This window comes from Micromonospora sp. NPDC047467 (genome assembly GCF_040643095.1).
GTDB lineage: Bacteria > Actinomycetota > Actinomycetes > Mycobacteriales > Micromonosporaceae > Micromonospora.
In genome coordinates this window covers 41,814-65,810 of record NZ_JBEYTO010000018.1, presented here as the reverse complement: position 1 = coordinate 65,810, position 23,997 = coordinate 41,814, and the positions used below count along the sequence as shown (strand labels likewise).

Below are 23,997 nucleotides of genomic sequence, written 5' to 3'. Positions count from 1 at the left end.
CCGACTCCGCCAACCCCAACACCGCCTCCTACGACGTCACCATCGACCACCTCGCCGACTGGATCGCCACCCGCGGCTACGCCACCAGCTGACCCCACCACCACCCACCCCCGAAGGGCCGGACCCCACCAAGGGCCCGGCCCTTCGTCATGCCATTAGCCAGCGGCCAGGACGAGCCAGGCCCACCTGGCCAACCGACCGAAGGGCCGGACCCACCCAGGGCCCGGCCCTTCACCGTCATACACGTGAGCCGGCCGCGAGCACAGCCGGCACCACATGGTCCGCTGGTCCTTTGGAGCTGATGCCGTAAACGATTCAACGCGTCGGCTGTCGTGAAGCGATCCAGCGCGCCGACCGCCGCGAGAGTCCGACCCGCACCAGACAACGGCATCGCCCACGAGGCCACGTACTCGATTGGTCGCTGGCGATGGCCACCCTCTTCGGCCCACGCCCGGAGGCACCGCGCACACCCCGTAGCGCGTCCTAGGAGGCTAGGGGTGAGGAGGGGCGGCAGAGGCGGCCCGGGTTGCGTAACTAGCAAGACGGACGTACGGTTTTATTCGAGAGCGGATCGGCTGTAAGTGTTACCTAACCTCGGCGGCACCTCGGCCGGTACGACAGACTGCTCAGGACTACTCACGGTCGCTGGTGTGAAGGAGTACGACGTGGCGAGCCTCGACACCTTCGGTGCGAAGACCCAGCTACGCGTCGGAGACGCGAGCTACGAGATTTTCCGGATCGACAAGGTGGACGGCCACGATCGGCTGCCGTACAGCCTGAAGATCCTCCTGGAGAACCTGCTGCGGACCGAGGACGGCGCGAACATCACCGCCGAACACATCCGTCAGCTCGGCGGGTGGGACCCCGACGCCGCCCCGAGCGTGGAAATCCAGTTCACCCCGGCGCGGGTGCTCATGCAGGACTTCACCGGCGTGCCCTGCGTGGTCGACCTGGCCACCATGCGTGAGGCCGTGCGCGACCTCGGCGGCGACGCCACGAAGGTCAACCCCCTCGCCCCGGCCGAGCTGGTCATCGACCACTCGGTGATCGCCGACCTGTTCGGCCGCGAGGACGCGTTCGCCCGCAACGTCGAGTTGGAGTACGAGCGCAACAAGGAGCGCTACCAGTTCCTGCGCTGGGGTCAGACCGCGTTCAACGAGTTCAAGGTCGTCCCGCCGGGCACCGGCATCGTGCACCAGGTCAACATCGAGTACCTGGCCCGTACGATCATGGAGCGCAACGGCCAGGCGTACCCGGACACCGTCGTCGGCACCGACTCGCACACCACGATGGTCAACGGCCTGGGCGTGCTGGGCTGGGGCGTCGGCGGCATCGAGGCCGAGGCCGCGATGCTCGGCCAGCCCGTCAGCATGCTGATCCCCCGGGTGGTGGGCTTCAAGCTGCACGGCGAGATGCCGGCCGGCACCACCGCCACCGACCTGGTGCTGACCATCACCGAGATGCTGCGCAAGCACGGTGTGGTCGGCAAGTTCGTCGAGTTCTACGGCCCGGGCGTGAGCGCCGTGCCGCTGGCCAACCGGGCCACCATCGGCAACATGTCCCCCGAGTACGGCTCGACGGTGGCGATCTTCCCGATCGACGCGGAGACCATCCGCTACCTGGAGCTGACCGGCCGGGACGCCGCCCAGGTGGCGCTCGTCGAGGCGTACGCCAAGGAGCAGGGCATCTGGCACGACCCGGAGGCCGAGCCGGCCTACTCGGAGCGCCTGGAGCTGGATCTCAGCTCCATCGAGCCGTCGCTCGCCGGCCCGAAGCGCCCGCAGGACCGGGTGCCGCTGGGCACCGCGAAGACGCTGTTCCGCTCCGCGCTGACCGACTACGTCGCCGACGACTCCGTGGGTGAGCGCGACCTCAAGCCGGGCGTGGCCCGCGAGGAGCTGCCGCGCGGCGCCAACGGCCCGGCCGACGAGGCCAGCGCCGAGTCGTTCCCGGCCAGCGACCCGCCGGCCAACGAGTTCAGCGACCCGGCCGACGAGCCGCGCGACCTGGAAACCGCGGCGGTCGGCGCCGGCGGTCGGGCCACCAACCCGGTCCGCGTGACCGGCGCCGACGGCGTCGAGTACGAGCTGGACCACGGCGCCGTGGTGATCGCCGCGATCACCTCCTGCACCAACACGTCCAACCCGCAGGTGATGATCGGGGCGGCCCTGCTGGCCCGTAACGCCGTGGAGAAGGGCCTGACCCGCAAGCCGTGGGTGAAGACCACACTGGCTCCGGGCTCCAAGGTCGTCATGGACTACTACGAGCGGGCCGGCCTCACGCCGTACCTGAACAAGCTCGGCTTCAACCTGGTCGGGTACGGCTGCACCACCTGCATCGGCAACTCGGGTCCGCTGCCCGAGGAGGTGTCCGCCGCGGTCAACGAGCATGATCTGTCGGTCGTGTCGGTGCTCTCGGGCAACCGGAACTTCGAGGGCCGGATCAACCCGGACGTCAAGATGAACTACCTTGCGTCTCCGCCGCTGGTCGTCGCCTACGCCCTCGCCGGCACGATGGACATCGACCTGGCCAACGAGCCGATCGGTGAGGACACCGAGGGCAACCCGGTCTTCCTGCGCGAGATCTGGCCGAACAGCGCCGAGATCCAGGACGTCATCGCCCAGGCGCTCGGCGCCGCCGGGTTCAGCGCGGCGTACGCCGACGTGTTCGCCGGCGACGAGCAGTGGCAGTCGCTGCCCACCCCGACCGGCGACACGTTCGCCTGGGCCGACGACTCCACCTACGTGCGCAAGCCCCCGTACTTCGAGGGCATGCAGCGCGAGCCGCAGCCGGTCGTCGACATCTCGGGCGCCCGCGTGCTGGCCAAGCTGGGTGACTCGGTGACCACCGACCACATCTCGCCGGCCGGCTCGATCAAGGCCGACTCCCCCGCCGGTAAGTACCTGGCCGAGCACGGCGTGCCGCGGCACGAGTTCAACTCGTACGGCTCCCGGCGGGGCAACCACGAGGTGATGATCCGAGGCACGTTCGCCAACATCCGGCTGCGCAACCAGCTGGTCCCGGGTGTGGAGGGTGGCTTCACCGTCAACCACCTCACCGGCCAGCAGACCTCGATCTACGACGCCTCGGCGGCCTACCAGGAGGCCGGCATCCCGCTGGTCGTGCTGGCCGGCAAGGAGTACGGTTCCGGCTCGTCGCGGGACTGGGCGGCCAAGGGCACCATGCTGCTGGGCGTCCGGGCTGTCATCGCCGAGTCGTACGAGCGGATCCACCGCTCGAACCTGATCGGCATGGGCGTGCTGCCGCTGCAGTTCCCGGTGGACACCACCGCCGAGTCGCTCGGCCTCACCGGCACCGAGATGTTCACCATCACCGGGGTGACCGCCCTGAACGACGGCGAGACGCCGCGCACCGTGACGGTCACGACCGACACGGGCGTGGAGTTCGAGGCCGTGGTCCGGATCGACACCCCCGGTGAGGCGGACTACTACCGGCACGGCGGCATCCTGCAGTACGTTCTGCGCCGCATGATCGCCAACTGATCGCGTACGGCTGATACAGGGCCGCTTCCCGCTCCGGCGGGGAGCGGCCCTCGCCGTACCGTGGACCATCGCAGCCGGAGCGCGACGGCGCGCAGCGCCAGGCCGGACCGCACGCGCGGTGGCCGGTCAGCGGCAGCACCACCCGGGGGTACGCCGATGTCGGTGTCGGTTCGGTCATGCCTCCACCGTGCCGAGGGTGCCCGGATAATGGCACGCCTGTCGGACGCTCGCGCTACGCTGCCGCCGATTCCGACCGGCACCCCCGAGAGGCAACCCCGTGGGCATGATCTTCAACGCACGCCGGCTGTCCGCCGAGGAACTGGCGGCGGTGCTCGCCGACCCGGAGAAGGTCGGCACCCTGTTCCAGGGTGGCCCGGACGAGCTCGACCTCGACAAGGCGTGGCACGGGCTGCACTACCTGCTGACCGGCGACACGTACGAGATCCGGGGCGACGTCGGGCCGGCCATCCTGGGTGGTGACCCGATCGGCCCGGATCTCGGGATGGGCCCGGCCCGGCTGCTCACCTCGGACGTCGTCCGCGCCGTGGCCGCCGCGCTCGGCACGCTGGACGAGGCGACCCTGCGGGACCGCTACGACCCGGCCGCCCTGTCGGACGCCGAGATCTACCCGCATATCTGGGACGACGGCGACGATGAGTTCGACAACTACCTGCTGCCGCACTTCACCGCGCTGCGCGACTTCTACCGCACCGCGGCGGAGCGCGGGGAGGCCGTGCTGCTCGCAGTCACCTGAGCCGCCGGAAACCGGTGCGCGCCGCCGCCCGAGCGGCTCGCCGTGCGGATCCGGAGCCGGTCGGGCGACGACTTCGCCTACATCGTGGAGCCGCCACGCCGGCTGTGCGCGGCGTCGGTGGCCACCGGCAACCCGGTGATGTGGTGCTGACAGGCCACCCTCACCACGGGATCACGCCCGCGTCCTCGAAGTAGCCGCCGGTCGGCCCGTCGTCGGGCAGCGTCGCCAGCCGGATCGCGATCGCCGCGCCCTGCTGCGGGGTCCGCACGCCCCGGAAGGCGTTGAGGTCGGTCGCGGTGAAACCCGGGCAGGCGGCGTTGACCAGGATGTTGGTGTCGGCCAGCGCCCGGGCGTACTGGATGGTCACCGCGTTGAGCATGGTCTTCGACGGCGCGTACGCCACGGACAGCGGCCCCGTCTGATGTTCGCCGACCGAGGCGCTCTGCCGGGTCAGTGACCCGACGCCGCTGGACATGTTGACGATCCGGGGCGAGGCCGAGCGGCGCAGCAGCGGCAGCATCGCCTCGACCACCCGCACGACGCCGATCACGTTGACCTCCACGGCCGCCCGCACGGTCTCGATGTCCACCCCGACGGGGTGCTGCGGCTCACCACCGGTGATGCCCGCGTTGTTGACCAGCACATCGAGACCGCCGGCCTCCGTCTCCAGCAGCCGCGCGGCGGCAGCCACGCTCGCGTCGTCGGTCACGTCCAGCGGTACGCCGAACGCGTCCACGCCGCCCGCGCGCAGCTTCGCCACCGCCGTCTCCCGGCGCTGATCGTCCCGCGCGCCGACTCCCACCCGCCAGCCCAGCGCGCCCAGGCCCGCCGCGATCTCGTACCCGATGCCCTTGTTCGCGCCCGTCACCAGCGCGATCGTTCGTTCGCTCATGTCGTCGATCCTGTCCGCGCGGCATACGGGCCTCCAACACCACCTGAGTAGCGGGCGATACCCGGCGGGTATCGATCCGGCGATACGGTGGCGGGATGGAGACGCGGGAGCTTCGCTACTTCGTGGCCGTGGCCGAGGAGCTGCACTTTGGCCGTGCCGCGCGCCGCCTCGGCATCGCCCAGCCGCCGCTGTCGCGGGCGATCCGGCAACTCGAACGGCGACTCGGCGTGACCCTGCTGGAACGGGACAGCCGCAGCGTCACGCTGACCGCGGCCGGTGCGGTGCTGCTACGGGAGGGCCGAGCCGCCCTCGACGCCGTGGAGGCCGCCGACCGCCGTACCCGCCGCGCCGGTCAGGCCACGAACGGCGACCCCGGGCTGGTGCTGGTGACAAAGGCGGGCGCGTCGAGCGAGCTGCTACCGAAACTACTCGACGCGTACGCGGCCGAGCCGGACGCGGTCCCCGTCGAGGTGCTGCTGTGCGGCATCGGCGAACAGGAACGGCTGCTGCGCGACGGGCGGGCCGACGTGGCGCTGCTGCACCTGCCGTTCGACTCGACGACCGGCCTGGACACCGAGGAACTGGTCACCGAGCAGCAGGTGGCGGTCCTGCCGGCCGGGCATCCGCTGGCCCGACGGCCACACCTGCGGATGGCCGAGGTGGAGACGCTGCCCGGCCTGCCGATGCCGCGCTGGCCCCGGGCCGACGGGTCGTATCCGGACGGTCCGGGCCCCGAGGTCCGGGACCACGCCCAGTTGTTCCAGCACATCGCGCTCGGCCGCGCCGCAGTGGTGCTGCCGGAGTCCTGCCGGTCGCTGCTGCTCGCCGACTTGGCAGCCGTGCCGGTGCCGGACGCGCCCGCGGTGACCACCGTGATCGCCTGGCCGCCGCACAGCCGGTCCCGGGCGCTCGCCGGCCTCGTGCGGACCGCCACCCGCCTGTGACGGCGGCCGCTCGGCGGGCAGGTCCTCGCGCATCTGCTGGGTGACCACCCCGGCAGCTGACGTCTCGTACCGAGCCGTCCCGGCCCGCGCGGAGGGCAGGCCACGCCGGGCAGGCCAGGCCGGCCGGGCGGCTACGGGGTGAGTTCGCCGGCCCGGGCCAGCAGGGCGCGACGCTCGGCGGTGGAGCCCACCGCCTCTGCCGCCCGGCGGAACAGGGTGGCAGCGCGCGGCCGGTCACCCTGCCGGGCCACCAGGTCGGCCTCCACGGCCACCGCGAGGGGCTGACCGTCCAGGGCGCCACCGGCGCGGGCCGCGTCGAGCAACGCCAACCCCACGGCCGGCCCGTACGCGTAGCCGTGCGCGACCGCCCGGTTGAGCGCGACCACCGGGGAGCGCCGGATGCCGATCAACGCGTCGTAGGCTCGCGCGATCCCCGGCCAGTCGGTGGCCTCGACGGATTCGGCGGTGGCGTGGCAGGCGGCGATGCGGGCCTGCCACGCATACGGCCCATCGTGCCGGACCCGGGCCAGCGCGGAGAGCCCTTCGGCGATGGACGCGTCGTCCCATCGGCGGCGATCCTGCCGGTCGAGCGGGACGAGGTCACCGGCGGCGTCCCGACGGGCGTCGCGCCGGGAGTGCTGAAACAGCATCAGCGCCCGCAGCGCGGCCACCTCGGAGTGCCCCGGCATCAGGGCGTCCAGCAGCCGGGCCAGCCGGACCGCCTCGTCGGCGAAGGCCGGCTCGCCGTCGGGGAGGTAGCCCCGGGTGAACAGCAGGTACAGCACGGCGAGCACACCGGGCAGCCGCTCGGCCAGCGCCGGCCCGGCCGGCACCCGGTACGGGATGCCGGCCTGCGCGATGCGGGTCCGTGCACGGGTCAGCCGTCGGGTCATCGTCGACTCGCTGACCAGCAGGAGGCGGGCGATGTCGGCGGTCGGCACCCCGCAGACGGTGCGCAGCGTCAACGCCACCCGGGCCTCGATGGCCAGCGCCGGGTGGCAGCAGGTGAAGATCAGCCGCAGTCGGTCGTCCACCACGTCCTGCCCCGCCTCGGGGTCGGGCTGCCCGTCGGCCGCCGTGAGCACCGCCAGATCGTGCAGCTTGCGGCGCTCCACGGCGGCCCGGCGCAGTACGTCGATCGCCCGGTTGCGCGCGACCGTCATCAGCCAGCCGCCCGGGTTGGCCGGCACGCCGTCGGCCGGCCAGCGCTCCAGGGCGGCGGTGAGCGCCTCCTGGGTGCAGTCCTCGGCCAGCGCCCAGTCGCCGGTCACCCGGATCAGGGTCGCGACGATCCGTGGGTACGCGTGGGTGCCGGCAGCCGCGACGGCCTGCGCCGTCGCGGCCACACCCCCGTTGTGGCGCCCACCAGCCCTGTCGTGCGTACCGGCGTTGTCGCGGGCGCTGGCGCTGGCGCTGGCACGGACGCCACCGTTGTCATGCGCGCCGTGCCTGTCGCGGACGCCGGCCCGGTCGTGCGCGCCGGCCGGGTCGTGCGCGCCGGCCGGGTCGTGCGCGCCGGCCGGGTCTTCGGTCCCGGCCATCCGGTCAGTCGGGCAGGGTCATGAGCGGCCGCAGCTCCAGCCGCCCCTCCCGTGCCATCGGGTGGGCGCGGGCCACCTCGATGGCCTCGTCCAGGTCGGCGCAGTCGAGCAGGTCGAAGCCCACGATCACCTCCGCGGTCTCGGCGAACGGCCCCTCGGAGACGAGCAGTTCGCCGTCGCGTACCCGGACCGTGGTGGCCGCGCTGGTCGGCGCCAGCTGGTCGCCGGTGAGGCGGCGGCCCCGGGCGTCGTTGTCGGCCACCCACTTCTCGACGTCGGGCAGGTCGGTCGGGTCGGTGTCCGGCTCGCTGTCGGTGCAGACGAACATCATGTACTTCATCTGGCGCTCCCTCGTGTGTCCAGGTGTCGCCAGCATGACGTTCGGCCAGGGCCGTACCGGACAGCGGGCGCCGAAAAATTTCCCCGGGCCGTCGGTCAGCCCCCGGCGGCGGCGCGGCGGCGGGCCTCGCGGGTCTTCATGGCGTGCTCCATGAGGGTGACGAGCACCTCCTTGCTGGACTCGCGCTGGCGGGCGTCACAGAGCAACACCGGCACCCCCGGGTCGAGGTTGAGAGCGGTCTGCACCTCGTCGAGCCGGTACTGCCGGGCGCCCTCGAAGCAGTTCACCGCCACCACGAACGGCGTGCCCCGGCCCTCGAAGTAGTCGATCGAGGGGAAGCAGTCGGCCAGCCGGCGGGTGTCGGCCAGCACCACCGCCCCGATCGCGCCCAGTGCCAGCTCGTCCCAGACGAACCAGAAGCGGTCCTGACCGGGCGTGCCGAACAGGTAGAGCACCAGGTCGTCGCTGATGGTGATCCGGCCGAAGTCCATCGCCACGGTGGTGGTGGTCTTGCCCTCCACCCCGGACAGGTCGTCGATGCCGACCCCGGTCTCGGTCAGCACCTCCTCGGTGCGCAACGGCCGGGTCTCGCTCACCGCGCCGACCATGGTGGTCTTGCCCACACCGAAGCCACCGGCGACCAGGATCTTGATCGCGGTGGGCAGTGGGGTCGCTCCCGCCGGCCGGTCAGAGTGCCCGTAGTCCATTGATTACCGCCTCGAAGATGCTGTTGTCGGGAAGACCGGCCGTGGTCTGTGGTTCGCGTACCTGCACCAGGCTGCGGGCCGCGAGGTCGCCGAGGAGCACCCGGATGGTGCCCACCGGCAGGTCGAGGTGGGCGGCGATCTCGGCGACGGACTGTATTCGCTGGCACAGGCCGACGATCGCCAGGTGTTCGGGTCCGAGACCGGCCTCCGGTGTGACGTCGGCTCGGGTCGCGGTGACCAGGGAGATCAGGTCGAATGTGCCGGTGACCGGGCGGGCCCGCCCGCGTGTCACCGCGTATGGACGGACCACCGGGCCCGCATGGTCGTCCACCCACTGATGGTCCGCGGACTCTCCCTGCACCGTCATGGCCGTTACCGCTCGCCGGCCGGCTGAACGTTGTCTCGGGACGGGGAGGCCACGTACTTGCCGACCCGGGTGACAAGCATCGCCATCTCGTACGCGATCAGGCCGACGTCGGCGTCCTCGGTGGCCAGAACCGCCAGGCAGGCGTTGCGGCCGGCGGCGGTAACGAACAGGAAGGACGACTGCATCTCGATGATGGTCTGCTGCACCTGGCCGCCACCGAAGCGCTTGCCGGCGCCCCGGGCCAGGCTCTGGATTCCGGCCGCCATCGCCGCGAGGTGCTCGCCGTCGTCCCGGTTCAACCCCTGCGAGGAAGCCATCAACAGCCCGTCGGAGGAGAGCGCGACCGCGTGCTCGGCCTGCTTCACCCGCCCCACCAGATCGTCCAGCAACCACGTCAGGTCGGCACTCGAAGCCGTCTTCTGGGCCACTTCGTCGTCCTCTTCTCGCCCGGCAGTTGCGCCGTACTCGTCTTGGGTCTGACCGTCACACCGCGCGGGAACCGCAGCGCCGGCGCTCGGTCAGGTGGCTTGCGGTTCCTCGTCGGTGGGTTCGGGCGTCGCCGCAGGCGAGCCGGACGCTCCGCCGAGCAGTCGTGCCGCGTCGGTGCGACCGCGTCGGGTGCCGCTCTGGTAGGAGCTCATCATCCGGCGCACCTGGTCCGGTGGGCGTACCACGTCCTCCTCGTCGGACTCGGTCGCCGCCGGGTCGTCGCGCAGCTCGGGCACGATGTTCGCCTGCCGGATCCGGACCGGCAGGCCGGAGCCGGTCCGGTCCGTCTCTGACCGGGCCGGAACCGGCCCGCCGTCAGCGCCCGGTTCGCCGGCGTCGGACGCCGGGCCCGCCCGGTCGATCGCGGGCAGGCCGGTGGCGACCGTTGGCCCCTCAAGGGCCGACTGGCCCGGGGTGCGCCGGGCCCGGGTGGGCAGCCCCGGCGTCCCGGTGGCCGGGGTCGTCCGCTGCCGGGTGGGGAGTACGACGTCCGCGTCGCCCCCGTCGACCTGCCCGGTCTCGATGGCGCTGCCGGCCACTGCCGGAGCCGCAGGGGTCACCGGCTGCGGCGCGCTCGTGCCCGGTGCCGAGTTGTCGGCCGCCGGGGCGGCCAGCGCGACCGGCGAGCGGAGGGCGGGGCGGCCGGCGTCGCCACCGGGGGTCGACGCCGCCGGCAGCGCGATGGCCGGCCCGGTCGGGAGCGCGCCGGAGTCCTCCGGGCTGGCCCCGTTCTCGCTGACCAGCTCCAGCGGGATCAGCACGACGGCGGTGGTGCCGCCGTACGCCGACTCCTTGAGCCGGACCCGCACGCCGTGCCGCTCGGTCAGCCGGCTCACCACGTAGAGGCCGAGGCGGGCGGCGTTGGCGAGGTTCAGCTCGGACTGGTCGACGATGCGGTGGTTCGCCGCGGCCAGGTCCTCCTCGCTCATGCCGAGGCCCCGGTCCTCGATCTCGATGGCGAACCCGTTGGCCACCAGTTGGCCGCGGACCTCGACGGTGGTGTGCGGCGGGGAGAACGACAGGCCGTTCTCGATGAGTTCGGCGAGCAGGTGGATGATGTCGCCGACCGCCCGGCCGGCGAGGGAGACCGGCCCGAGTGGCAGCACGTTGACCCGGGTGTAGTCCTCGACCTCGGCCACCGCGCCACGCACCACGTCGACCATCGGGACGTTGCGCCGCCAGGCCCGGCCCGGGGTGGAGCCGGAGAGCACGATCAGGTTCTCGGCGTTACGCCGCATCCGGGTGGCCAGGTGGTCGACCCGGAACAGGTCCTCCAACTCCTCGGCGTCGTGCTCCCGCCGCTCCATGGCGTCGAGCAGGGTGAGCTGGCGGTGCACCAGCGCCTGGGTGCGCCGGGCCAGGCTGAGGAAGACCTCGCGGACGTTGCGGCGCAGATCGGCCTGCTCGACGGCGGTGCGCAGGGCGGTCTCCTGGACCGCGTTGAACGCCTTGCCGACCTGGCCGATCTCGTCGGTGCCGAACTCCAGCGGAGGCGCCTCGGTGGCCACGTCGACCTCCTCGCCCCGGCCGAGTCGCTCCACCACCCGGGGAAGCCGCTCGTCAGCGAGCTGCCAGGCGGCCTCCCGCAGCCGCTCCAACTGGCGGAGCAGGGTGCGGGCCGTGGTGATCGAGACGACGACGGACGCGATGACGGCGAGCAGGCCCAGGCCGGTGGCGAGCACCAACCGGACGACGACCATCACGGCGACGCCTGTCGCCCGGTCCACGATGCCCTCACCGCCGGCGACCACCACGTCGTTCACGTCGGCCAGCGCCGGCTCGACCGTGCCACGCCACTGCTCGGCGCTGATCGGCAACTGGGTGGCGGGGCGGCCCTCGCGGATGATGCTGTCCTGCACGGCGCGCAGCCGGGTGAACGCCTCGCCCTCGACGAGCTGCTGGTAGCGGCGCTGGTCGGCGTCACTGAGCCGGGACCGGGTCTCCTCGCCGAGGAACCGCTCGGAGCCGACCAGGGCGACGTAGCGCGCGTACTCCGGCCCGCTCATCCGTCCGTTGCCGAACAGGCCGCTGAGCAGCGCGTCCTCCTGGGAGACCAGCTCCTTCATCCGGTTGAGCTGGATCAGGGCGGCCGCGTCGGCGGCGATCGCCTTGTCGTCCAGGCTGCCGGTGACGTCGTAGACCTGGAAGATCGACTCGATCGCGCCGGTGTAGGCGTCGGCGGCGGAAACCCGGTCCACGGAGCGGCCGAGCACCTGCGCGCGGGTCTGCTCCAGCGAGTTGATCCGCGTGATCGTCGCGTTCAGCTGGGCGTCGAGCGCGGAGCTGCCGGCCACGTCGACCTGCCAGTTGCGGACCGAGTCGGCGAAGTCGCCCGCCAGCTTCGCGGTCTCGCGCTGCTTTGCCTCCAACGCCGCCCGCTGCTCGGCGTCGGGGTTGCTCAGGTACGCCTGGGTCAGCCGCCGTTCCAGCTGGAGCTCCCGCAGCAGCGGCTCACTGGGCGCGTAGACCCTGCTGTTGATCACCTGGACACCGAGCAGGTTGAAGCCGTCCCGCAGGGTCACCCATGCCGCGAACATCCAGAGCGCGACCAGGGAGAGCAGGAGGGCGACAACCTTGGTGCGGATACTCGTACCGCGAGAACGCATTGAACCGTCCCAGGCCGGGCGTTGACTCAGCTCATCAACGGGTGATCATGGAAGACGACGTCCCCGCCACGGCGGGGCATACGGGGCTGAGGCTCTGCGTACGCTAGCAGTGTCCACACAACCCCTCAAGTCGCTGTTTTTCTTGCCTGGTAACCACAATCCACCACCGAACGGTCGGCGCCCGCGAGGTGAACGGCTGCCAGCCGGCAGGCGGCGAGCACCGCCGAGGCGACGATGGCGGTAGGACAGTACAGCTCCTTGCCGTACCACAGTGGAGGGTGCTCGGGACCGGATGGTTGGTGCAGGTAGGCGTGCCCCCGGGCCACCGCGTCAGCGACTCGCGGCGCACCCGTCGGCGCCTCCAGCAACACCTGCAGGGCGTACGCGGTCTCCTCGGCGGTGCCGGCCCACCGTCCCCACGAGCCGTCGGCGCGTTGGTTGGCCAGCACCCAGCCGGCCGCCCGGTCCACGGCCTCGGCCGCCGCGCCACCCCGACCGAACTCGGCCAGCGCCAGCACGCAGCAGGCCGTGGCGTAGTACGGGGAGGCGTGCCAGCGGTCCTGCCAGCGGCCGTCCGGGAGTTGGTGCTCGGGTAGCACGAGGCTGAGCCGCCCGACCGTCCGGTGGTATCGCGCGTCGGCGTCGGGATACGCCGCCACGTGCTGGCCGAACGCGTCCAGCACGTGCGCGTTGGTGGTGACCGAGAAGCCGTCCTCGCTCCCCGGCCAGGTGCAGAAGCCGTCCGCCGTCTCGTACGCCCACAGCCCGGCCGGGTCGGCGGGTCGGCCGAGTCGGGCCAGCGCGTCCAGGGCCACCGAGGTGGTGTCGGCGTCGGTGGGCAGCCCTTCGCCGGTGGCCACGCCCGTCGCGGCGGTGGCGGCGGTCAGGGTGTCCAACACGGCGGCCGGCGGGTTGACCGCGACGCCGGCCCGTCTCAGCCCGCTGAGCACCCAGGCCCGTTCGAACACGGTGATCGGAGTCGGGCAGGGCACCGGGCCACGGCCGTCCCGGATCAACTCCCGCAGGAAGGCGTGGGCGCTGGGGCCGGCGTCCGGGCCGGCCGCGCTCAACCAGGCGGCGGTCGCCGCCGGTGACGCGCCGACGGCGGTGAGGGTGGGGCCGGCGTCGGTGGGCATCGCGCCCAGCACCTCGTAGAAGTGGGCCAGCTTCGTGGGCAGTGCCGCCCCGGCGGCCACCGCCGCCCGCACCGCCCGCAGCCGGTCTACCCCGAGGCCCGGGGGCAGCGTCAGCGGCGGGGTGGGCAACTGCTCCCAGGTCACCCGGTCCAGCCGGTCGTTGATCGACTCGACCAGCGCCGGGACGATGAGGTCCAGTGCCGGGGTGTCCGGCAGCGTCCGCGCGTCGGCGGCGAGCAGCCGGCCGCTGAGCACCGCCAACCCTCTGGCCGCCGGGGCGAGCAGGTGCGTACTGGTCCCTCCACCGTCGGCCAGCGCGGCGAGCAGCGCGTCGGTGGCACTCAGCGTGGGCACGAGGGCGTACCCCTCGGGTGGACCCCACGCGCCGTCCGGGCGCTGCGCGCGCAGGAGGAACCCGATCCGCTCGTCGTGCCCGGGCAGCCAGGGCGCGTCGGCGACCAGGCGGGCGCTCTCGTATACCGAGGCGGCCACCTGCCCCCACGGCCGAAGCGCCAGGCCGGCGATCAGCTCACGGGCGGCGTCGGTCGCCGGGTCGCGGCCGGTGGCGGGGTCGGCCAGGACGCGGAAGGCACCGTCACTCATCGCGTTCCCCCCAGAAGTCCGACACCTGGTAGAAGCCGCCGGTGAAGGAGATCTGCCGGTGCAGGTAGTCGGCCTGGCGGGGGCAGCGCTCGGCGAGCGCGGCCAGGTCGCGACGGGCGCGGGTGGTCAGCTCGGCCAACCGGGCGTGCACCTGCGCCGGGTCGTCGACCAGCAGCAGGGCGTTCAGGTCACCCCACTCGGCGTCCCGGCCGTGCGTGGCCAGGTCGTTGACCAGCCGCAGCACGCGCTGTACGCCACGTCCGGCGTCCAGCAGGTCGGTCAGCTGGGCAAGCGTCTTGTCGTCCCCGGTGGCGATCCAGTGGGTGACGTTGACGAAGGAGCTGCCAGAGTTGTCGGCGTTCTCCAGGTAGCGGTCCAGGTCCGGCAGGCGTCGCCCGGTGGTCGGGTCGGTCGGCAGGTTCTTCCAGTCCCACTCCCGAGCCGCAGCGGCGAGCATCCGGGCCAACTCGTCGCGCCAGATCGGGCGCAGCCGGGCGAACGCCGGCACGGTGGCCAGCTCGTCGCGCAGGTCCGCCAGCAGCCGGGCCAGGTGTCGCCCCGGCGGGGGCGCCGCGCCGTCGGCCACCGCCAGGCAGTCGGTCACCACCTGCCGGACGTCGTCCACGGACCGGGCGAGGTAGTCGATCTGCCAGTCGGCCGCGAAGACCCAGAGCACGGTACGGGTGGTGATCCGCAGTTCGGCGGCGGTGTGCCACGGCGCGATGAAGGCGACCACGGTGGCCACCGAGCTGAGCAGCGCCGGGTCGAACGGTGCCGCGTCGAACAGCTCCGGGTGGGCGGCGGTGACGCCCTGCAGATCGCGGACACCGCGCACGGCGAGCGCGCACACCCGGCCCTGCTCGGCGACCGGATCGGGACCGGTCTGCACCGGCCACGGCGCGCCCGTCACGGCACGACCGGCCGGGCGACCGGGGTGAGGATCAGCTCGGCCCGCTGCTTGGGTTGCAGCGAGGCGCCCATCCGGGGCGTCAGGTCGGCCGGTTGGCGCAGCTGGAAGCGGTAGCGGCTCAGCACGGTGCTGACGATGAGCTGCGCCTCAAGCAGGAACAGGTACTGCCCGAGGCACTGGTGCGGCCCACCGCCGAACGGGAAGTAGGAGTAGCGGTAGGGCCGCCGGGGCCGCTCCGGGGCGAAGCGCTCCGGATCGAAGCTGTTCGGGTCGTCCCAGAACGTCGACATCCGCTGGGTGACGTACGGGCTGACCAGCACGGTGCCACCGGCCTTGATCCGCACACCGCCGAGCACGTCGTCGCCGACCGCGGTCCGGGGGATCATCCAGCCCGCCGGGTAGAGCCGCAGCATCTCGTCGAGGACCATCCGGCCGTACCGCAGCTCGGGCAGGTGCTCGCGGCGGACCCGTTCGGTGCCGACCACCTGCTCGATCTCGTCGGTCATCCGCTCGGCCACGTCGGGCCGGGACGCCAGCACCGGCCAGAGCCAGGAGAGCAGGGCGATGGTGGTCTCGGTGGCGGTGGAGAACATGGCCACCACGTCGCCGCGGATCGCGTACTCGTCGGGTTCGCTGCCGTCGGCGCGCGGCCGGCAGAGGGTGGAGATGATGTCGTCGCCGTCGGTGGGTCGGGCCCGGGCCTCCCGGATGATCGGCAGCACCACCTCGTCGATGGTCCGTACCGCCTCGTTGAAGGCGCGGTCGCGGGGCATCGGCACCGCGTACGGCACGAAGGGCACCAGCAGGCGCGGGAGCATCGCGGTGGTGAGGGTGTCCAGCGCGGCGCTGATCCGCAGCGCGTCGGGCACCGAGATCCGGTCGGCGAAGAGCACCCGCATGGTGGTGCGCAGCACGATCCGGGTCAGTTCGGCGCCGCCGTCGATCGGCCGGCCCTCGCGGGCGGGTTCCAGCCACTCGTCGACGGCCTCGTTGATCGCCTCGGCCATCTTGTCGACCAGCGTCTCGGCCCGCTTCGCGGTGAACAGCGGTTGCAGCGCGCCCCGGCTGGATTCCCAGACCTCGCCCTCGGCGACCAGGATGGCGTCGCCGACGATCCGGCGGACCGGCCGCCAGAGCAGACCGTCCCCGTCGCGGGTGTAGTTGGCAACGTTGTCCCGCAGGACGCGTTGCAGATGCTCCGGATGGCTGACCAGGTAGGGGCGGAACGAGCCGAGGTTGAGCCGGACGACCTCCCCGGCGGCGTCGTCCGCGAAGCCGACCAGCGCGCCGAGCGGGTCGCGGACCAGCGCGGGCAGGACGCGACGCAGCGGGATCATCCGGGGTTCGGTGCTGACGGGGGCGGGGCCGGCATCGGACACCTGGGGCATGGCGTCTCCTCGTCGGTCCGCCGGCCTGAGTTGTCCACTTCGGCCGGTCGGAGCTGTGGAACTTTCACCTTCTGGGCGACGGACAGCATCTCACCAAATCCGGGGCACCTCTAGACCTCTGACCGGTGAGATTTCCATGCCCACGCCAGGTTCGCCACGTCGCAGACGAGGTCGTGATGTCCCTAGTGGACGGTCGTAACGCGGCTCCGGTGCAGGTCGCGCTGGTAGACCCAGGCAACCGAATCTGCCCCGAGGCCGTCCCGCCCGGCCGCCGTCCTGACCTGCGCCGCCGGTCGCCCGCGGTCCCGAGTGCCGGGACGCTGGACGCCCGGCTTCGGTGGGTGTCGCGGGCCGCCCGGCGCGACGGCCCCACCGGCCGCCCCGGCCAGCAGACCCCGGCGGGTGCGTCGGGGCGCACCGGTCCCTGCGAATCCGGGCGACGCCGGGCACCCTGTGCCAGGCTCTGTGGCATGGACGACAAGACCATCTTGAACCGGATCTCCGAACTGGTCGACGAGGAACACCGGCTGCGCGCCGAGGCCCAGGCCCACGAGTCGGGCACCGAGGGCGAGACCAGCGAGCGGCTACGCAACCTGGAGGAGTCCCTCGACCAGTGCTGGGACCTGCTGCGCCGCCGCCGGGCCGCCCGGGACACCCACGGCGACCCCGACGCACAGGGCGAACGACCCAAGCCCGAGGTGGAGCGCTACCTCCAGTGAGTGGCGCGGGCGGGTCGGGCGGCCAGGCTCGCCCGATCCGTCCCGGTCAGCGCAGGCCCGCCTCACGCAGCAGCTCCCCGGTCAGCTCGCCCGGGTCGACCTGCTCGGCGGTCAACCCCCGCGCCACGAACCAGGCGCCGACCACCCGTACGTCGCGGGCCAGGAACTCGGGGCCCTGTGGGTTCGCCACCACGTCGACCACCTGCGGCAGGTCGATCACGACCAGCCGCCCCCGATGCACGAGCAGGTTGTACGGCGACAGGTCGCCGTGCGCGTAGCCGGCCCGGGCCAGCACCCGCAGCGCCTCCACCAGCTGATCCCACAGGTCGCGTAGCTCCGACGGACCGGGTCGTAGCTGGGCCAGCCGGGGCGCGGCCTCGCCCGACTCGGCGTCACCGACGAACTCCAGCATCAGCTCGGTGCCGCGCACCTGCACCGGGTACGGCACGGCGATCCGGTCGTTCCCGCCGTTGATCTCCCAGAGCCGGGCCAGCGCGGCGAACTCGGCCGCCGCCCACTGCCCGGCGATCATCTGCCGGCCGAAGGCCGTCCGGCCGGCCATCGCCCGGTTCTCCCGGGAGCGGCGCACCCGGCGGCCCTCCAGGTAGCCGGCGTCGCGGTGGAACATCCGGTGCTCGGCGTCCCGGTACCGCTTCACGGCCAGCAGGCACGAGCGGTCCGTGTCGGGCACCGCCCGGCGGACGAGGTGGACGTCCGCCTCCTTGCCGGTCTTCAGCACACCCAGCTCGGTGTCCTTGGCGGCCAGCTCGGTGACCAGCCACTGCGGGTGCGGTTCGGGCCCGTGTACGGCGTCGTCCCAGGACGACCACCGCTCGCCCGTGTCGGGGTCGGGTTCGTCGTCGGGGTCGGCGGGCAGCTCGGTGGGCCGCCCGCGCTTCAGATACTGCGGTTCGTCGTCGTCGAAGCGGCTCTTGCCGCGAGTCCGGCGCTGAAGCGCCGGAAGGTCATGATCGCGCACTGTGGTGAGGTTCCCTTGGTCGAGGCTGAGAAAGGCAGCTGGAAGCGACCTGCGAAGACGGCCATGACCGACCCCCTCTCCTCGACCGGGCGAACGCCCGGGTGCACGATGCGCCGCCCATCCTCGCGGCGACCCCGACAACCGGTCAACCGAATTACCCCGGCGCCGCACCGACCCGCCGTGGGTCAGCTCGCGAGCACCGTGGCGACCGCGGCGATCAGACCGTCCACGGTGCGGCTCGGCGCGAACCGGACGTCCGACCAGGTCCGTCCCCGGTGCAGCCAGACGCTGGGCAGCCCGACGGCCGCAGCGCCCCCGATGTCCGCCTCCGGGCTGTCGCCGACCACCCAGGCGCCCCGCAGCGGCATCCGGACCCGCTGCGCGGCGAGCGCGAAGATCCGCGGGTTGGGCTTGCTGACCCCGGCCTCCTCGGAGATCACCCAGTCGGCGACGTAGCGGTCCAGGCCGGTCCGGCGGATCTTGGCGTCCTCGACGCGAACCGTGCCGTTGCAGACCACCACCGGCACCCAGCCGGCGTCGTCGGCTATCCGCAGCGCGCAGGCGGTCAGCGAGTCGAGCCGGGTCTGCTCCACCACCCCGTCGTGCAGCTCCTCGACCAGGTCGATCGAGGGGATGCGCAGCTCGTACCGGTCCCGGATGGCATCGGCCAGATCCCAGCGGTCGGTCAGCCCGTCGGCGTCGAGGGAGATCAGCCAGTCGATGTCGGCGGGGGGCGCGCCGATGCCGTCCAGGAAGCGCTCACCCCAGCGGCGGAACGGCCCGGCCCGGTCCAGCAGGGTGTTGTCCAGGTCCAGCAGGAGCAGTGGCACTCGGGCACCCTACGGGACCGACGTGTCCGCCAACAGATGCCGTGTGTTTCGACCTGGCTCGGACTCAGCCGGTCAGCGCCACCCGTGGGCCGCCCTGGCTCGGCAGTCGATCGGCGAGCATCGAATGGGCTGCCCGGGTGGCCGCGAGCACGGCCGGGTCCAACGTCGCCAGCAGCACCGCCGTGCCCTCGTCGGCACCCCGGGCCAGGGTCCGTCCCTGCGGGTCGTAGATCGCCGCGCCGCCGTTGAACCGCCAGGGGTCGTCGCCCCCGACCGCGTTGGCGAAGACCACGAACATCGTGTTGTCCAGGGCCCGCGCCGCGTAGTACAGGTCCCGGCGGTGCTCGGAGCCGGTCAGGTAGCCGCTGGGGCACAGGTAGGCGTGCGCGCCGTCGAGCGCGGCGGCGCGGCCGTGCTCGGGGAAGCATCCGTCGTAGCAGATGCCCAACCCGAGCCGCCAGTCGTCGACGAGGAGCGTGGCGCCCCGCCCGCCGGGCGTGAACAGCTCGCGCTCGTCGCCCCACACCTGCTGCTTGTCGTACCCGACCCGCACGACGCCGGCCCGGTCGGCCACCAGCGCGCCGATGGTCCGCCGGCCGTCCGGGTGCCGGACCGCGGCCCCGACCACCACGGTGACCCCGGCCGTACGCGCCGCGTCGCGCAGCGGGTCGAGCCGGGGGTCGGCGACCGCTCCGGTCGGGTCTGCCACGACGTCGGTGCCGCTCGGGTCGGCGGCGAGGGTCGGCGGGTGGTACGCGCACAGGTACAGCTCGGGCAGGACGACCACCCGGGCGCCCTGCCCGGCCGCCTGTCGGACCAGCTCGGCGGCGCAGCTCGCGTTGCCGGCGACGTCACCGGGAGTCGACGTGGCCTGGACGGTGGCGACGGTCAGCGGCGCGGCGGGCACGGTGGGGGCAGCGGTCACCCGGCGATGGTAACGGTGCCGACCCCGGGCGAAATACAAGCCGTACGTACGGTTTGCAAGGCGGGGCGCGACCTGCGACGATCGACGTGTGCCCAGAGTAAGCCAGGACCAGCTCGACGCGCGCCGGCAGGAGATCCTCGCCGCCGCGCGGGCGTGTTTCGCCCGGCACGGCTACGAGGGGGCCACCGTCCGCCGCCTCGAAGAGGCCACCGGGCTCTCCCGGGGCGCCATCTTCCACCACTTCCGGGACAAGGACTCGCTCTTCCTCGCTGTCGCCGAGGACGACGCCGCCGTCATGGTCGAGACGGTGGCCCGCAACGGTCTGGTGCAGGTGATGCGCGATCTGCTGGCCCGTGCGGTCTCCCCGGACACCACCGGCTGGCTCGGCAGTCAGCTGGAGGTGTCCCGCCGGTTGCGCACCGACCCGGCGTTCGCCCGGCGCTGGACGGAGCGGTCCGCCGCGATCGCCGAGGCGACCCGGGACCGGCTGGCCCGCCAGCGCGACGCCGGGGTGCTGCGCGAGGACGTACCGATCGACGTGCTGGCGCGGTTCCTGGAGCTGGCCTACGACGGCCTGGTGCTGCACCTGGCGATGGGCCGACCGGCCGGCGACCTGGGCCCGGTGCTCGACCTCGTCGAGGAGGCCGTCCGCCGCCGCTGAGCCCGTTTCGCCGCGTGGCGGTGGTACTCCACAATGAGGCCGCCGATCCCCTGCGGCGACAGGAGCAGCCGATGATCGTCCAAGCCGCGTCGGGCGACACCTGGGGTGTCCCCGGCCCGACGTTCCTCCGGTACTACCTGGTGGCGATCGCCGTGGTCGTCGCTCTCGCGGTGTGGCACCGGGTCCGCCTCGGCGCCGGCCCGGGGGACGCCTTCGCCGGCCCACTCAGCGCGCAACAGGCCGCGTACCTCAACGGTGGTCCCGCACTCGCCGTGCACGCCGCGCTCGGCGGGCTGCGCGGCAGCGGCGCGATCGGTGTCGGACCGGACCGCCGGCTGCTCACCACCGGCCCGGCGCCGACCGGCCTCACCCCGCTGGACCAGGCCATCCACTGGGCGGCCCACCAGCGCTCCCGGGCCCGGGACCTGGGCCAGGAGCAGCGGGTACGCACCGCGCTCGACCAGCTCCGCAACGGCCTCGAAGAGCGTGGTCTGCTGCCGACACCGGCGCGGCGGGCCACCGCACGGCTGTGGGTGCGGTTCCTCGCCGCCCTGCTGGTGCTCGGCGTGGTGCGGCTGGCCGCCGGCCTGTTCAACGATCGGCCGGTGGGCTACCTGGCAGCGACACTGGTCGGCGTGCTGGTGGCGGTGCTGCTGCTCTGGCGGGTGCCGCAGATCACCCGGGCCGGTCGGGCGGCGCTGCGCGACCTGCGCCGCCAGCACACCCACCTGGCTCCCGGCTCGGCCCCCGCCTACGCCACCTACGGCGCGGCCGGCGCGGCGATGGGTGTGGCCCTGTACGGCGCCGCGTCGCTCTGGGCGATCGACCCGGGCTTCGCCGAGCAGGCCGAGATCCAGCGTCAGGCCATGGCCAACGGCGGCTGGTCGTCGGGCTCCAGCACCGGCTCGTCGGGCAGTGCCGGCAGCTCCTGCGGCAGTGGCGACTCCGGCGGTGGCGGTGGTGGTGGCTGCGGCGGTGGTGGGTGCGGCGGATGACCGGCCCGTACGGGGTCGGCATCGGCTGGCGCCCGGAGATCGCCGGTTTCGTGGCCGAGCTGCCCGGGCTGCGCTTCACCGAGGTGGTGGCCGAGTCGGTGCCCGCCACCGGGCCACTCCCGCCGGGCCTCGCGCAGCTCCGCGAGCGCGCCGTGACCGTCGTACCGCACGGGGTGCGGCTCTCCCTCGGCGGTGCCGAACCGGTCGACCCGGCCCGCGTCGCCCACCTGGCTCAGGTGGCGCAACGGCTGGACGCCCCGCTGGTCAGCGAGCACATCGCCTTCGTCCGGGCCGGCGGGTTGGAGGCCGGGCATCTGCTGCCGCTGCCACGCAGCCGGGAGGCGGTCGACGCGGTCTGCGCCAACGTGGCCCGCGCGCAGGCCGAGCTGCCGGTGCCGATCGCGCTGGAACCGATCGCCGCGCTGGTCGACTGGCCCGACGACGAGCTGGACGAGGCCGACTTCCTCACCGAGATCCTGGACCGCACCGGCGCGCTGCTGCTGTTGGACGTCGCCAACGTGCACGCCAACGCCCGCAACCGTGGCACCGACCCGGTCGCGCTGCTCGACCGGCTGCCGCTGGACCGGATCGGCTACGTGCACGTGGCCGGCGGGGCGGAGCACGGCGGTTTCTACCACGACACGCACACCGATGCGGTGCCGCCGGCGGTGCTGGAGCTGGTCGGCGCGCTCTGCGACCGGCAGCGACCACCGGCGCTGCTGCTGGAACGCGACGGCGGCTATCCGCCGGCCGCCGAGCTGCGCGCCGAACTCGACGCCCTGGCGTTGGCCGCGGGCTTCCCGGCCGTGACATGACCGGCGCGTCCCCGCCCACCGGCCCGCGCCCACCCGTGGGCCGTCTCGCCGAGCGACAGGCGGAGTTGGTGGCGGCGCTGGTCGCCGGGGGTCCGCCGCCGGCCGGGTTCACCCCCGGGCCGCTCGCCGCCACCCGGGCGGCGCTGCTGCGCAAGCGTGCCGGCGACGTGGCGCGGCACTGGCCGCTGCTCGCCGCCGGTCTCGGCAGCGCCTGGTGGCCGACCTTCGCCGAATGGGCCGCCGACCGCCCCACCGCCGGTTCCCTGCGCGACGGCTGGGACCTGGCCCGGACCCTGCGCGAGCGGGACGCGCTGCCCCCGGCGGGCGCCGAGGAGCTGGCCGTGCGGGAGGCGGGCCAGCGCTACGACGGGCGTGCGACGCCGCGTCCGCGCCGACTGCCGGCCGTGGGCCGCGCCGGCGGCGCCGTCGCGGTGCAGATCGCCGGCCGGGTACGCCTGCTGCGCCCCGCCCCGCGCCCACCGGCCCCCGTTGAGGGCGGCGCGGCGGATGCGGCAGGATCGGCCGCATGGATCTCGGACTGACCGACCGGGTGTACGTGCTCACCGGCGCGTCCCGCGGCCTGGGCTACGCGACGGCGCAGTGCCTGGTCGCCGACGGGGCGCGGGTGGTGCTCTCCGCCCGGGACGCCGACGCGGTGGCCGCTGCCGCGCAGCAGCTGGGCGGGCCGGAGCGGGCGGTCGGGCTGGCCGCCGACCTGGCCGATCCGCAGACCCCGGCGCAGCTCGTCGAGGCGGCACGGGAGCACTTCGGCCGGCTCGACGGCGCGCTGATCTCGGTCGGCGGCCCACCGGCCGGCAACGCCGCGGCGATCAGCGACGACCAGTGGCGACACTCCTTCGAGACGGTCTTCCTCGGCACCGTCCGCGCGGCGCGCACGGTCGCCGCCGCGCTGCCCGAGGGTGGCGCGATCGGGCTGGTGCTCTCCACCTCGGCCCGTAGCCCGGTGCCTGGCCTCGGCATCTCCAACGGCCTGCGGCCCGGCCTGGTCGGCGTCGCCAAGGACATCGCGGACGACTACGGCCCGCGCGGCGTACGGGTGGTCGGTCTGCTGCCGGGCCGGATCATGACCGACCGCAACCGGGAGCTCCTGGCCGCCACCGGCGACCCCGAGCAGGCCCGCGCCGAGGCCGAGGCCACCATCCCGCTGCGGCGCATCGGTGACCCGGCCGAGTTCGGCCGGGTGGCAGCCTTCGTGCTCTCCCCCGCCGCGAGCTACCTGACCGGCCTCACCCTGCCGGTCGACGGTGGCGCGCTGCGCGGGCTGTGACAGCCGCCGGCTCGGGCGCGCATCCCCGGCCGACCCGCGCGGACCTCGCCGCCGCCGCGGACCGGACCATCCCCGACGTGCTCGCGCCGGGGTTGGCGGTGCTCTTCGTCGGCATCAACCCCGGCCTCTGGTCGGCCGCTACCGGCTGGCACTTCGCCAGACCCGGCAACCGTTTCTGGCCCGCGCTGCACCGGGGCGGGTTCACCCCCCGGCTGCTGCACCCCAGCGAACAGGACGAGCTGCCCGCACTCGGGCTCGGCATCACCAACATGGCCGCCCGGGCCAGCGCCCGCGCGGACGAACTGAGCAACGAGGAACTCCTCGACGGTGCCGCGATCCTGACCGACAAGGTGGGCCGCTACCAGCCGCGCTGGGTGGCGGTGGTGGGGGTGACCGCGTACCGGATCGGTTTTCAGCGGCCGAAAGCCACCTTCGGACCGCAGCCGGAGTCATTGGCCGGTGCCCGACTGTGGGTGCTGCCCAACCCGAGCGGCCTGAACGCGCACTTCACCCCGGTCACGCTGGGTCTGGCGTTCGCCGAGCTGCGGGTGGCGACCGGCCTGCCGGAACGGCGCTGATCGACTCGGTTTCAAGGAAGTCGGGCT

The 23,997-nt window shown here is 73.3% G+C and carries 23 protein-coding genes and 1 pseudogene; 11 read left to right on the top strand and 13 right to left on the bottom strand.

Going from position 1 to position 23,997, the window contains the following annotated elements; all coding sequences use genetic code 11:
- The 3 genes and pseudogenes from ABZ780_RS31005 to ABZ780_RS30995 all read left to right on the top strand — a co-directional run.
- A pseudogene (locus tag ABZ780_RS31005) lies at positions 1-92 on the top strand (phytochelatin synthase); the annotation flags it as partial.
- 558 nt (positions 93-650) lie between these two features.
- Entirely contained in the window at positions 651-3,503 is a 2,853-nt protein-coding gene (locus ABZ780_RS31000; RefSeq protein ID WP_357488302.1) for an aconitate hydratase, read from the top strand.
- A 283-nt stretch (positions 3,504-3,786) separates the two neighbouring features.
- The gene (locus ABZ780_RS30995; RefSeq protein ID WP_357488301.1) at positions 3,787-4,257 is read left to right on the top strand and encodes a YfbM family protein; all 471 of its coding nucleotides are present in this window, start codon (positions 3,787-3,789) and stop codon (positions 4,255-4,257) included.
- Positions 4,258-4,417: 160 nt separating this feature from the next.
- Here ABZ780_RS30995 and ABZ780_RS30990 read toward each other — a convergent pair whose 3' ends face one another.
- Positions 4,418-5,149: an SDR family NAD(P)-dependent oxidoreductase gene (locus tag ABZ780_RS30990; RefSeq protein ID WP_357488300.1), complete on the bottom strand. Its 732-nt coding sequence runs from the start codon at positions 5,147-5,149 to the stop codon at positions 4,418-4,420.
- A 95-nt stretch (positions 5,150-5,244) separates the two neighbouring features.
- Between ABZ780_RS30990 and ABZ780_RS30985 the strand changes: the two genes are divergently transcribed.
- On the top strand, positions 5,245-6,093 hold the full coding sequence (locus ABZ780_RS30985) for a LysR family transcriptional regulator (RefSeq protein ID WP_357012855.1): 849 nt from the start codon (positions 5,245-5,247) through the stop codon (positions 6,091-6,093).
- A 131-nt stretch (positions 6,094-6,224) separates the two neighbouring features.
- On the opposite strand, the gene ABZ780_RS30980 is transcribed toward ABZ780_RS30985, so the two are convergent.
- The 9 genes from ABZ780_RS30980 to ABZ780_RS30940 form a co-directional block, all read right to left on the bottom strand.
- Positions 6,225-7,439, bottom strand: coding sequence for a sigma-70 family RNA polymerase sigma factor (locus tag ABZ780_RS30980; RefSeq protein WP_357488305.1), 1,215 nt, complete (start codon positions 7,437-7,439; stop codon positions 6,225-6,227).
- Positions 7,440-7,638: 199 nt separating this feature from the next.
- Positions 7,639-7,965 (bottom strand): YciI family protein, encoded by a 327-nt coding sequence (locus ABZ780_RS30975; RefSeq protein WP_357488304.1) that lies wholly within the window; start codon positions 7,963-7,965, stop codon positions 7,639-7,641.
- A 104-nt stretch (positions 7,966-8,069) separates the two neighbouring features.
- A complete protein-coding gene (locus tag ABZ780_RS30970) occupies positions 8,070-8,681 on the bottom strand; it encodes an ATP/GTP-binding protein (RefSeq protein ID WP_357012857.1) in 612 nt (203 codons plus the stop codon).
- On the bottom strand, positions 8,662-9,048 hold the full coding sequence (locus ABZ780_RS30965; RefSeq protein WP_053657059.1) for a DUF742 domain-containing protein: 387 nt from the start codon (positions 9,046-9,048) through the stop codon (positions 8,662-8,664). Before ABZ780_RS30965 ends, ABZ780_RS30970 begins: the two co-directional genes overlap by 20 nt.
- A gap of 5 nt (positions 9,049-9,053) precedes the next feature.
- A complete protein-coding gene (locus ABZ780_RS30960) occupies positions 9,054-9,476 on the bottom strand; it encodes a roadblock/LC7 domain-containing protein (RefSeq protein ID WP_357012858.1) in 423 nt (140 codons plus the stop codon).
- A 90-nt stretch (positions 9,477-9,566) separates the two neighbouring features.
- Positions 9,567-12,143 (bottom strand): nitrate- and nitrite sensing domain-containing protein, encoded by a 2,577-nt coding sequence (locus tag ABZ780_RS30955; RefSeq protein ID WP_357488299.1) that lies wholly within the window; start codon positions 12,141-12,143, stop codon positions 9,567-9,569.
- 125 nt (positions 12,144-12,268) lie between these two features.
- Positions 12,269-13,882 (bottom strand): prenyltransferase, encoded by a 1,614-nt coding sequence (locus ABZ780_RS30950; RefSeq protein WP_357012860.1) that lies wholly within the window; start codon positions 13,880-13,882, stop codon positions 12,269-12,271.
- Positions 13,875-14,792, bottom strand: a complete 918-nt coding sequence (locus tag ABZ780_RS30945) for a terpene synthase family protein (RefSeq protein ID WP_357012861.1) — start codon at positions 14,790-14,792, stop codon at positions 13,875-13,877. Before ABZ780_RS30945 ends, ABZ780_RS30950 begins: the two co-directional genes overlap by 8 nt.
- On the bottom strand, positions 14,789-16,126 hold the full coding sequence (locus ABZ780_RS30940; RefSeq protein ID WP_357012902.1) for a cytochrome P450: 1,338 nt from the start codon (positions 16,124-16,126) through the stop codon (positions 14,789-14,791). The genes ABZ780_RS30945 and ABZ780_RS30940 overlap by 4 nt, the downstream gene beginning before the upstream one ends.
- 524 nt (positions 16,127-16,650) lie before the next feature.
- On the opposite strand from ABZ780_RS30940, the gene ABZ780_RS30935 reads away from it, so the two are divergent.
- The gene (locus tag ABZ780_RS30935; protein WP_357012862.1) at positions 16,651-16,899 is read left to right on the top strand and encodes a DUF2630 family protein; all 249 of its coding nucleotides are present in this window, start codon (positions 16,651-16,653) and stop codon (positions 16,897-16,899) included.
- Positions 16,900-16,945: 46 nt separating this feature from the next.
- On the opposite strand, the gene ABZ780_RS30930 is transcribed toward ABZ780_RS30935, so the two are convergent.
- The 3 genes from ABZ780_RS30930 to ABZ780_RS30920 form a co-directional block, all read right to left on the bottom strand.
- Positions 16,946-17,878 carry an RIO1 family regulatory kinase/ATPase gene (locus ABZ780_RS30930; RefSeq protein ID WP_357488298.1) on the bottom strand — a complete coding sequence of 311 codons (933 nt, stop codon included), beginning with the start codon at positions 17,876-17,878 and terminating at the stop codon, positions 16,946-16,948.
- 185 nt (positions 17,879-18,063) lie between these two features.
- Positions 18,064-18,708: an HAD family hydrolase gene (locus ABZ780_RS30925; protein ID WP_357012864.1), complete on the bottom strand. Its 645-nt coding sequence runs from the start codon at positions 18,706-18,708 to the stop codon at positions 18,064-18,066.
- Between the two features lie 64 nt (positions 18,709-18,772).
- Positions 18,773-19,633: a carbon-nitrogen hydrolase family protein gene (locus ABZ780_RS30920; RefSeq protein ID WP_357488297.1), complete on the bottom strand. Its 861-nt coding sequence runs from the start codon at positions 19,631-19,633 to the stop codon at positions 18,773-18,775.
- Positions 19,634-19,721: 88 nt separating this feature from the next.
- Between ABZ780_RS30920 and ABZ780_RS30915 the strand changes: the two genes are divergently transcribed.
- The 6 genes from ABZ780_RS30915 to mug all read left to right on the top strand — a co-directional run bounded on the left by ABZ780_RS30915 (position 19,722) and on the right by mug (position 23,970).
- Entirely contained in the window at positions 19,722-20,294 is a 573-nt protein-coding gene (locus ABZ780_RS30915) for a helix-turn-helix domain-containing protein (protein WP_357012866.1), read from the top strand.
- A 71-nt stretch (positions 20,295-20,365) separates the two neighbouring features.
- Positions 20,366-21,289, top strand: coding sequence for a TIGR04222 domain-containing membrane protein (locus ABZ780_RS30910; protein WP_357488296.1), 924 nt, complete (start codon positions 20,366-20,368; stop codon positions 21,287-21,289).
- Positions 21,286-22,104, top strand: a complete 819-nt coding sequence (locus ABZ780_RS30905) for a DUF692 domain-containing protein (protein ID WP_357012868.1) — start codon at positions 21,286-21,288, stop codon at positions 22,102-22,104. The genes ABZ780_RS30910 and ABZ780_RS30905 overlap by 4 nt, the downstream gene beginning before the upstream one ends.
- Positions 22,101-22,646 (top strand): hypothetical protein, encoded by a 546-nt coding sequence (locus tag ABZ780_RS30900; protein ID WP_357488295.1) that lies wholly within the window; start codon positions 22,101-22,103, stop codon positions 22,644-22,646. Before ABZ780_RS30905 ends, ABZ780_RS30900 begins: the two co-directional genes overlap by 4 nt.
- Positions 22,631-23,392, top strand: coding sequence for an SDR family oxidoreductase (locus tag ABZ780_RS30895; RefSeq protein WP_357012870.1), 762 nt, complete (start codon positions 22,631-22,633; stop codon positions 23,390-23,392). The genes ABZ780_RS30900 and ABZ780_RS30895 overlap by 16 nt, the downstream gene beginning before the upstream one ends.
- The gene (gene mug, locus ABZ780_RS30890; protein WP_357488294.1) at positions 23,389-23,970 is read left to right on the top strand and encodes a G/U mismatch-specific DNA glycosylase; all 582 of its coding nucleotides are present in this window, start codon (positions 23,389-23,391) and stop codon (positions 23,968-23,970) included. Before ABZ780_RS30895 ends, mug begins: the two co-directional genes overlap by 4 nt.
- Positions 23,971-23,997: the final 27 nt, after the last annotated feature.

Bases quoted from the DNA above. Each gene is read 5' to 3' on its own strand.
- ABZ780_RS30995 (WP_357488301.1), top strand. From the start codon at position 3,787: ATGATCTTCAACGCACGCCGGCTGTCCGCCGAGGAACTGGCGGCGGTG.
- ABZ780_RS30990 (WP_357488300.1), bottom strand. From the start codon at position 5,149: ATGAGCGAACGAACGATCGCGCTGGTGACGGGCGCGAACAAGGGCATC.
- ABZ780_RS30985 (WP_357012855.1), top strand. From the start codon at position 5,245: ATGGAGACGCGGGAGCTTCGCTACTTCGTGGCCGTGGCCGAGGAGCTG.
- ABZ780_RS30975 (WP_357488304.1), bottom strand. From the start codon at position 7,965: ATGATGTTCGTCTGCACCGACAGCGAGCCGGACACCGACCCGACCGAC.
- ABZ780_RS30970 (WP_357012857.1), bottom strand. From the start codon at position 8,681: ATGGACTACGGGCACTCTGACCGGCCGGCGGGAGCGACCCCACTGCCC.
- ABZ780_RS30965 (WP_053657059.1), bottom strand. From the start codon at position 9,048: ATGACGGTGCAGGGAGAGTCCGCGGACCATCAGTGGGTGGACGACCAT.
- ABZ780_RS30955 (WP_357488299.1), bottom strand. From the start codon at position 12,143: ATGCGTTCTCGCGGTACGAGTATCCGCACCAAGGTTGTCGCCCTCCTG.
- ABZ780_RS30950 (WP_357012860.1), bottom strand. From the start codon at position 13,882: ATGAGTGACGGTGCCTTCCGCGTCCTGGCCGACCCCGCCACCGGCCGC.
- ABZ780_RS30935 (WP_357012862.1), top strand. From the start codon at position 16,651: ATGGACGACAAGACCATCTTGAACCGGATCTCCGAACTGGTCGACGAG.
- ABZ780_RS30910 (WP_357488296.1), top strand. From the start codon at position 20,366: ATGATCGTCCAAGCCGCGTCGGGCGACACCTGGGGTGTCCCCGGCCCG.
- ABZ780_RS30905 (WP_357012868.1), top strand. From the start codon at position 21,286: ATGACCGGCCCGTACGGGGTCGGCATCGGCTGGCGCCCGGAGATCGCC.
- ABZ780_RS30900 (WP_357488295.1), top strand. From the start codon at position 22,101: ATGACCGGCGCGTCCCCGCCCACCGGCCCGCGCCCACCCGTGGGCCGT.
- ABZ780_RS30895 (WP_357012870.1), top strand. From the start codon at position 22,631: ATGGATCTCGGACTGACCGACCGGGTGTACGTGCTCACCGGCGCGTCC.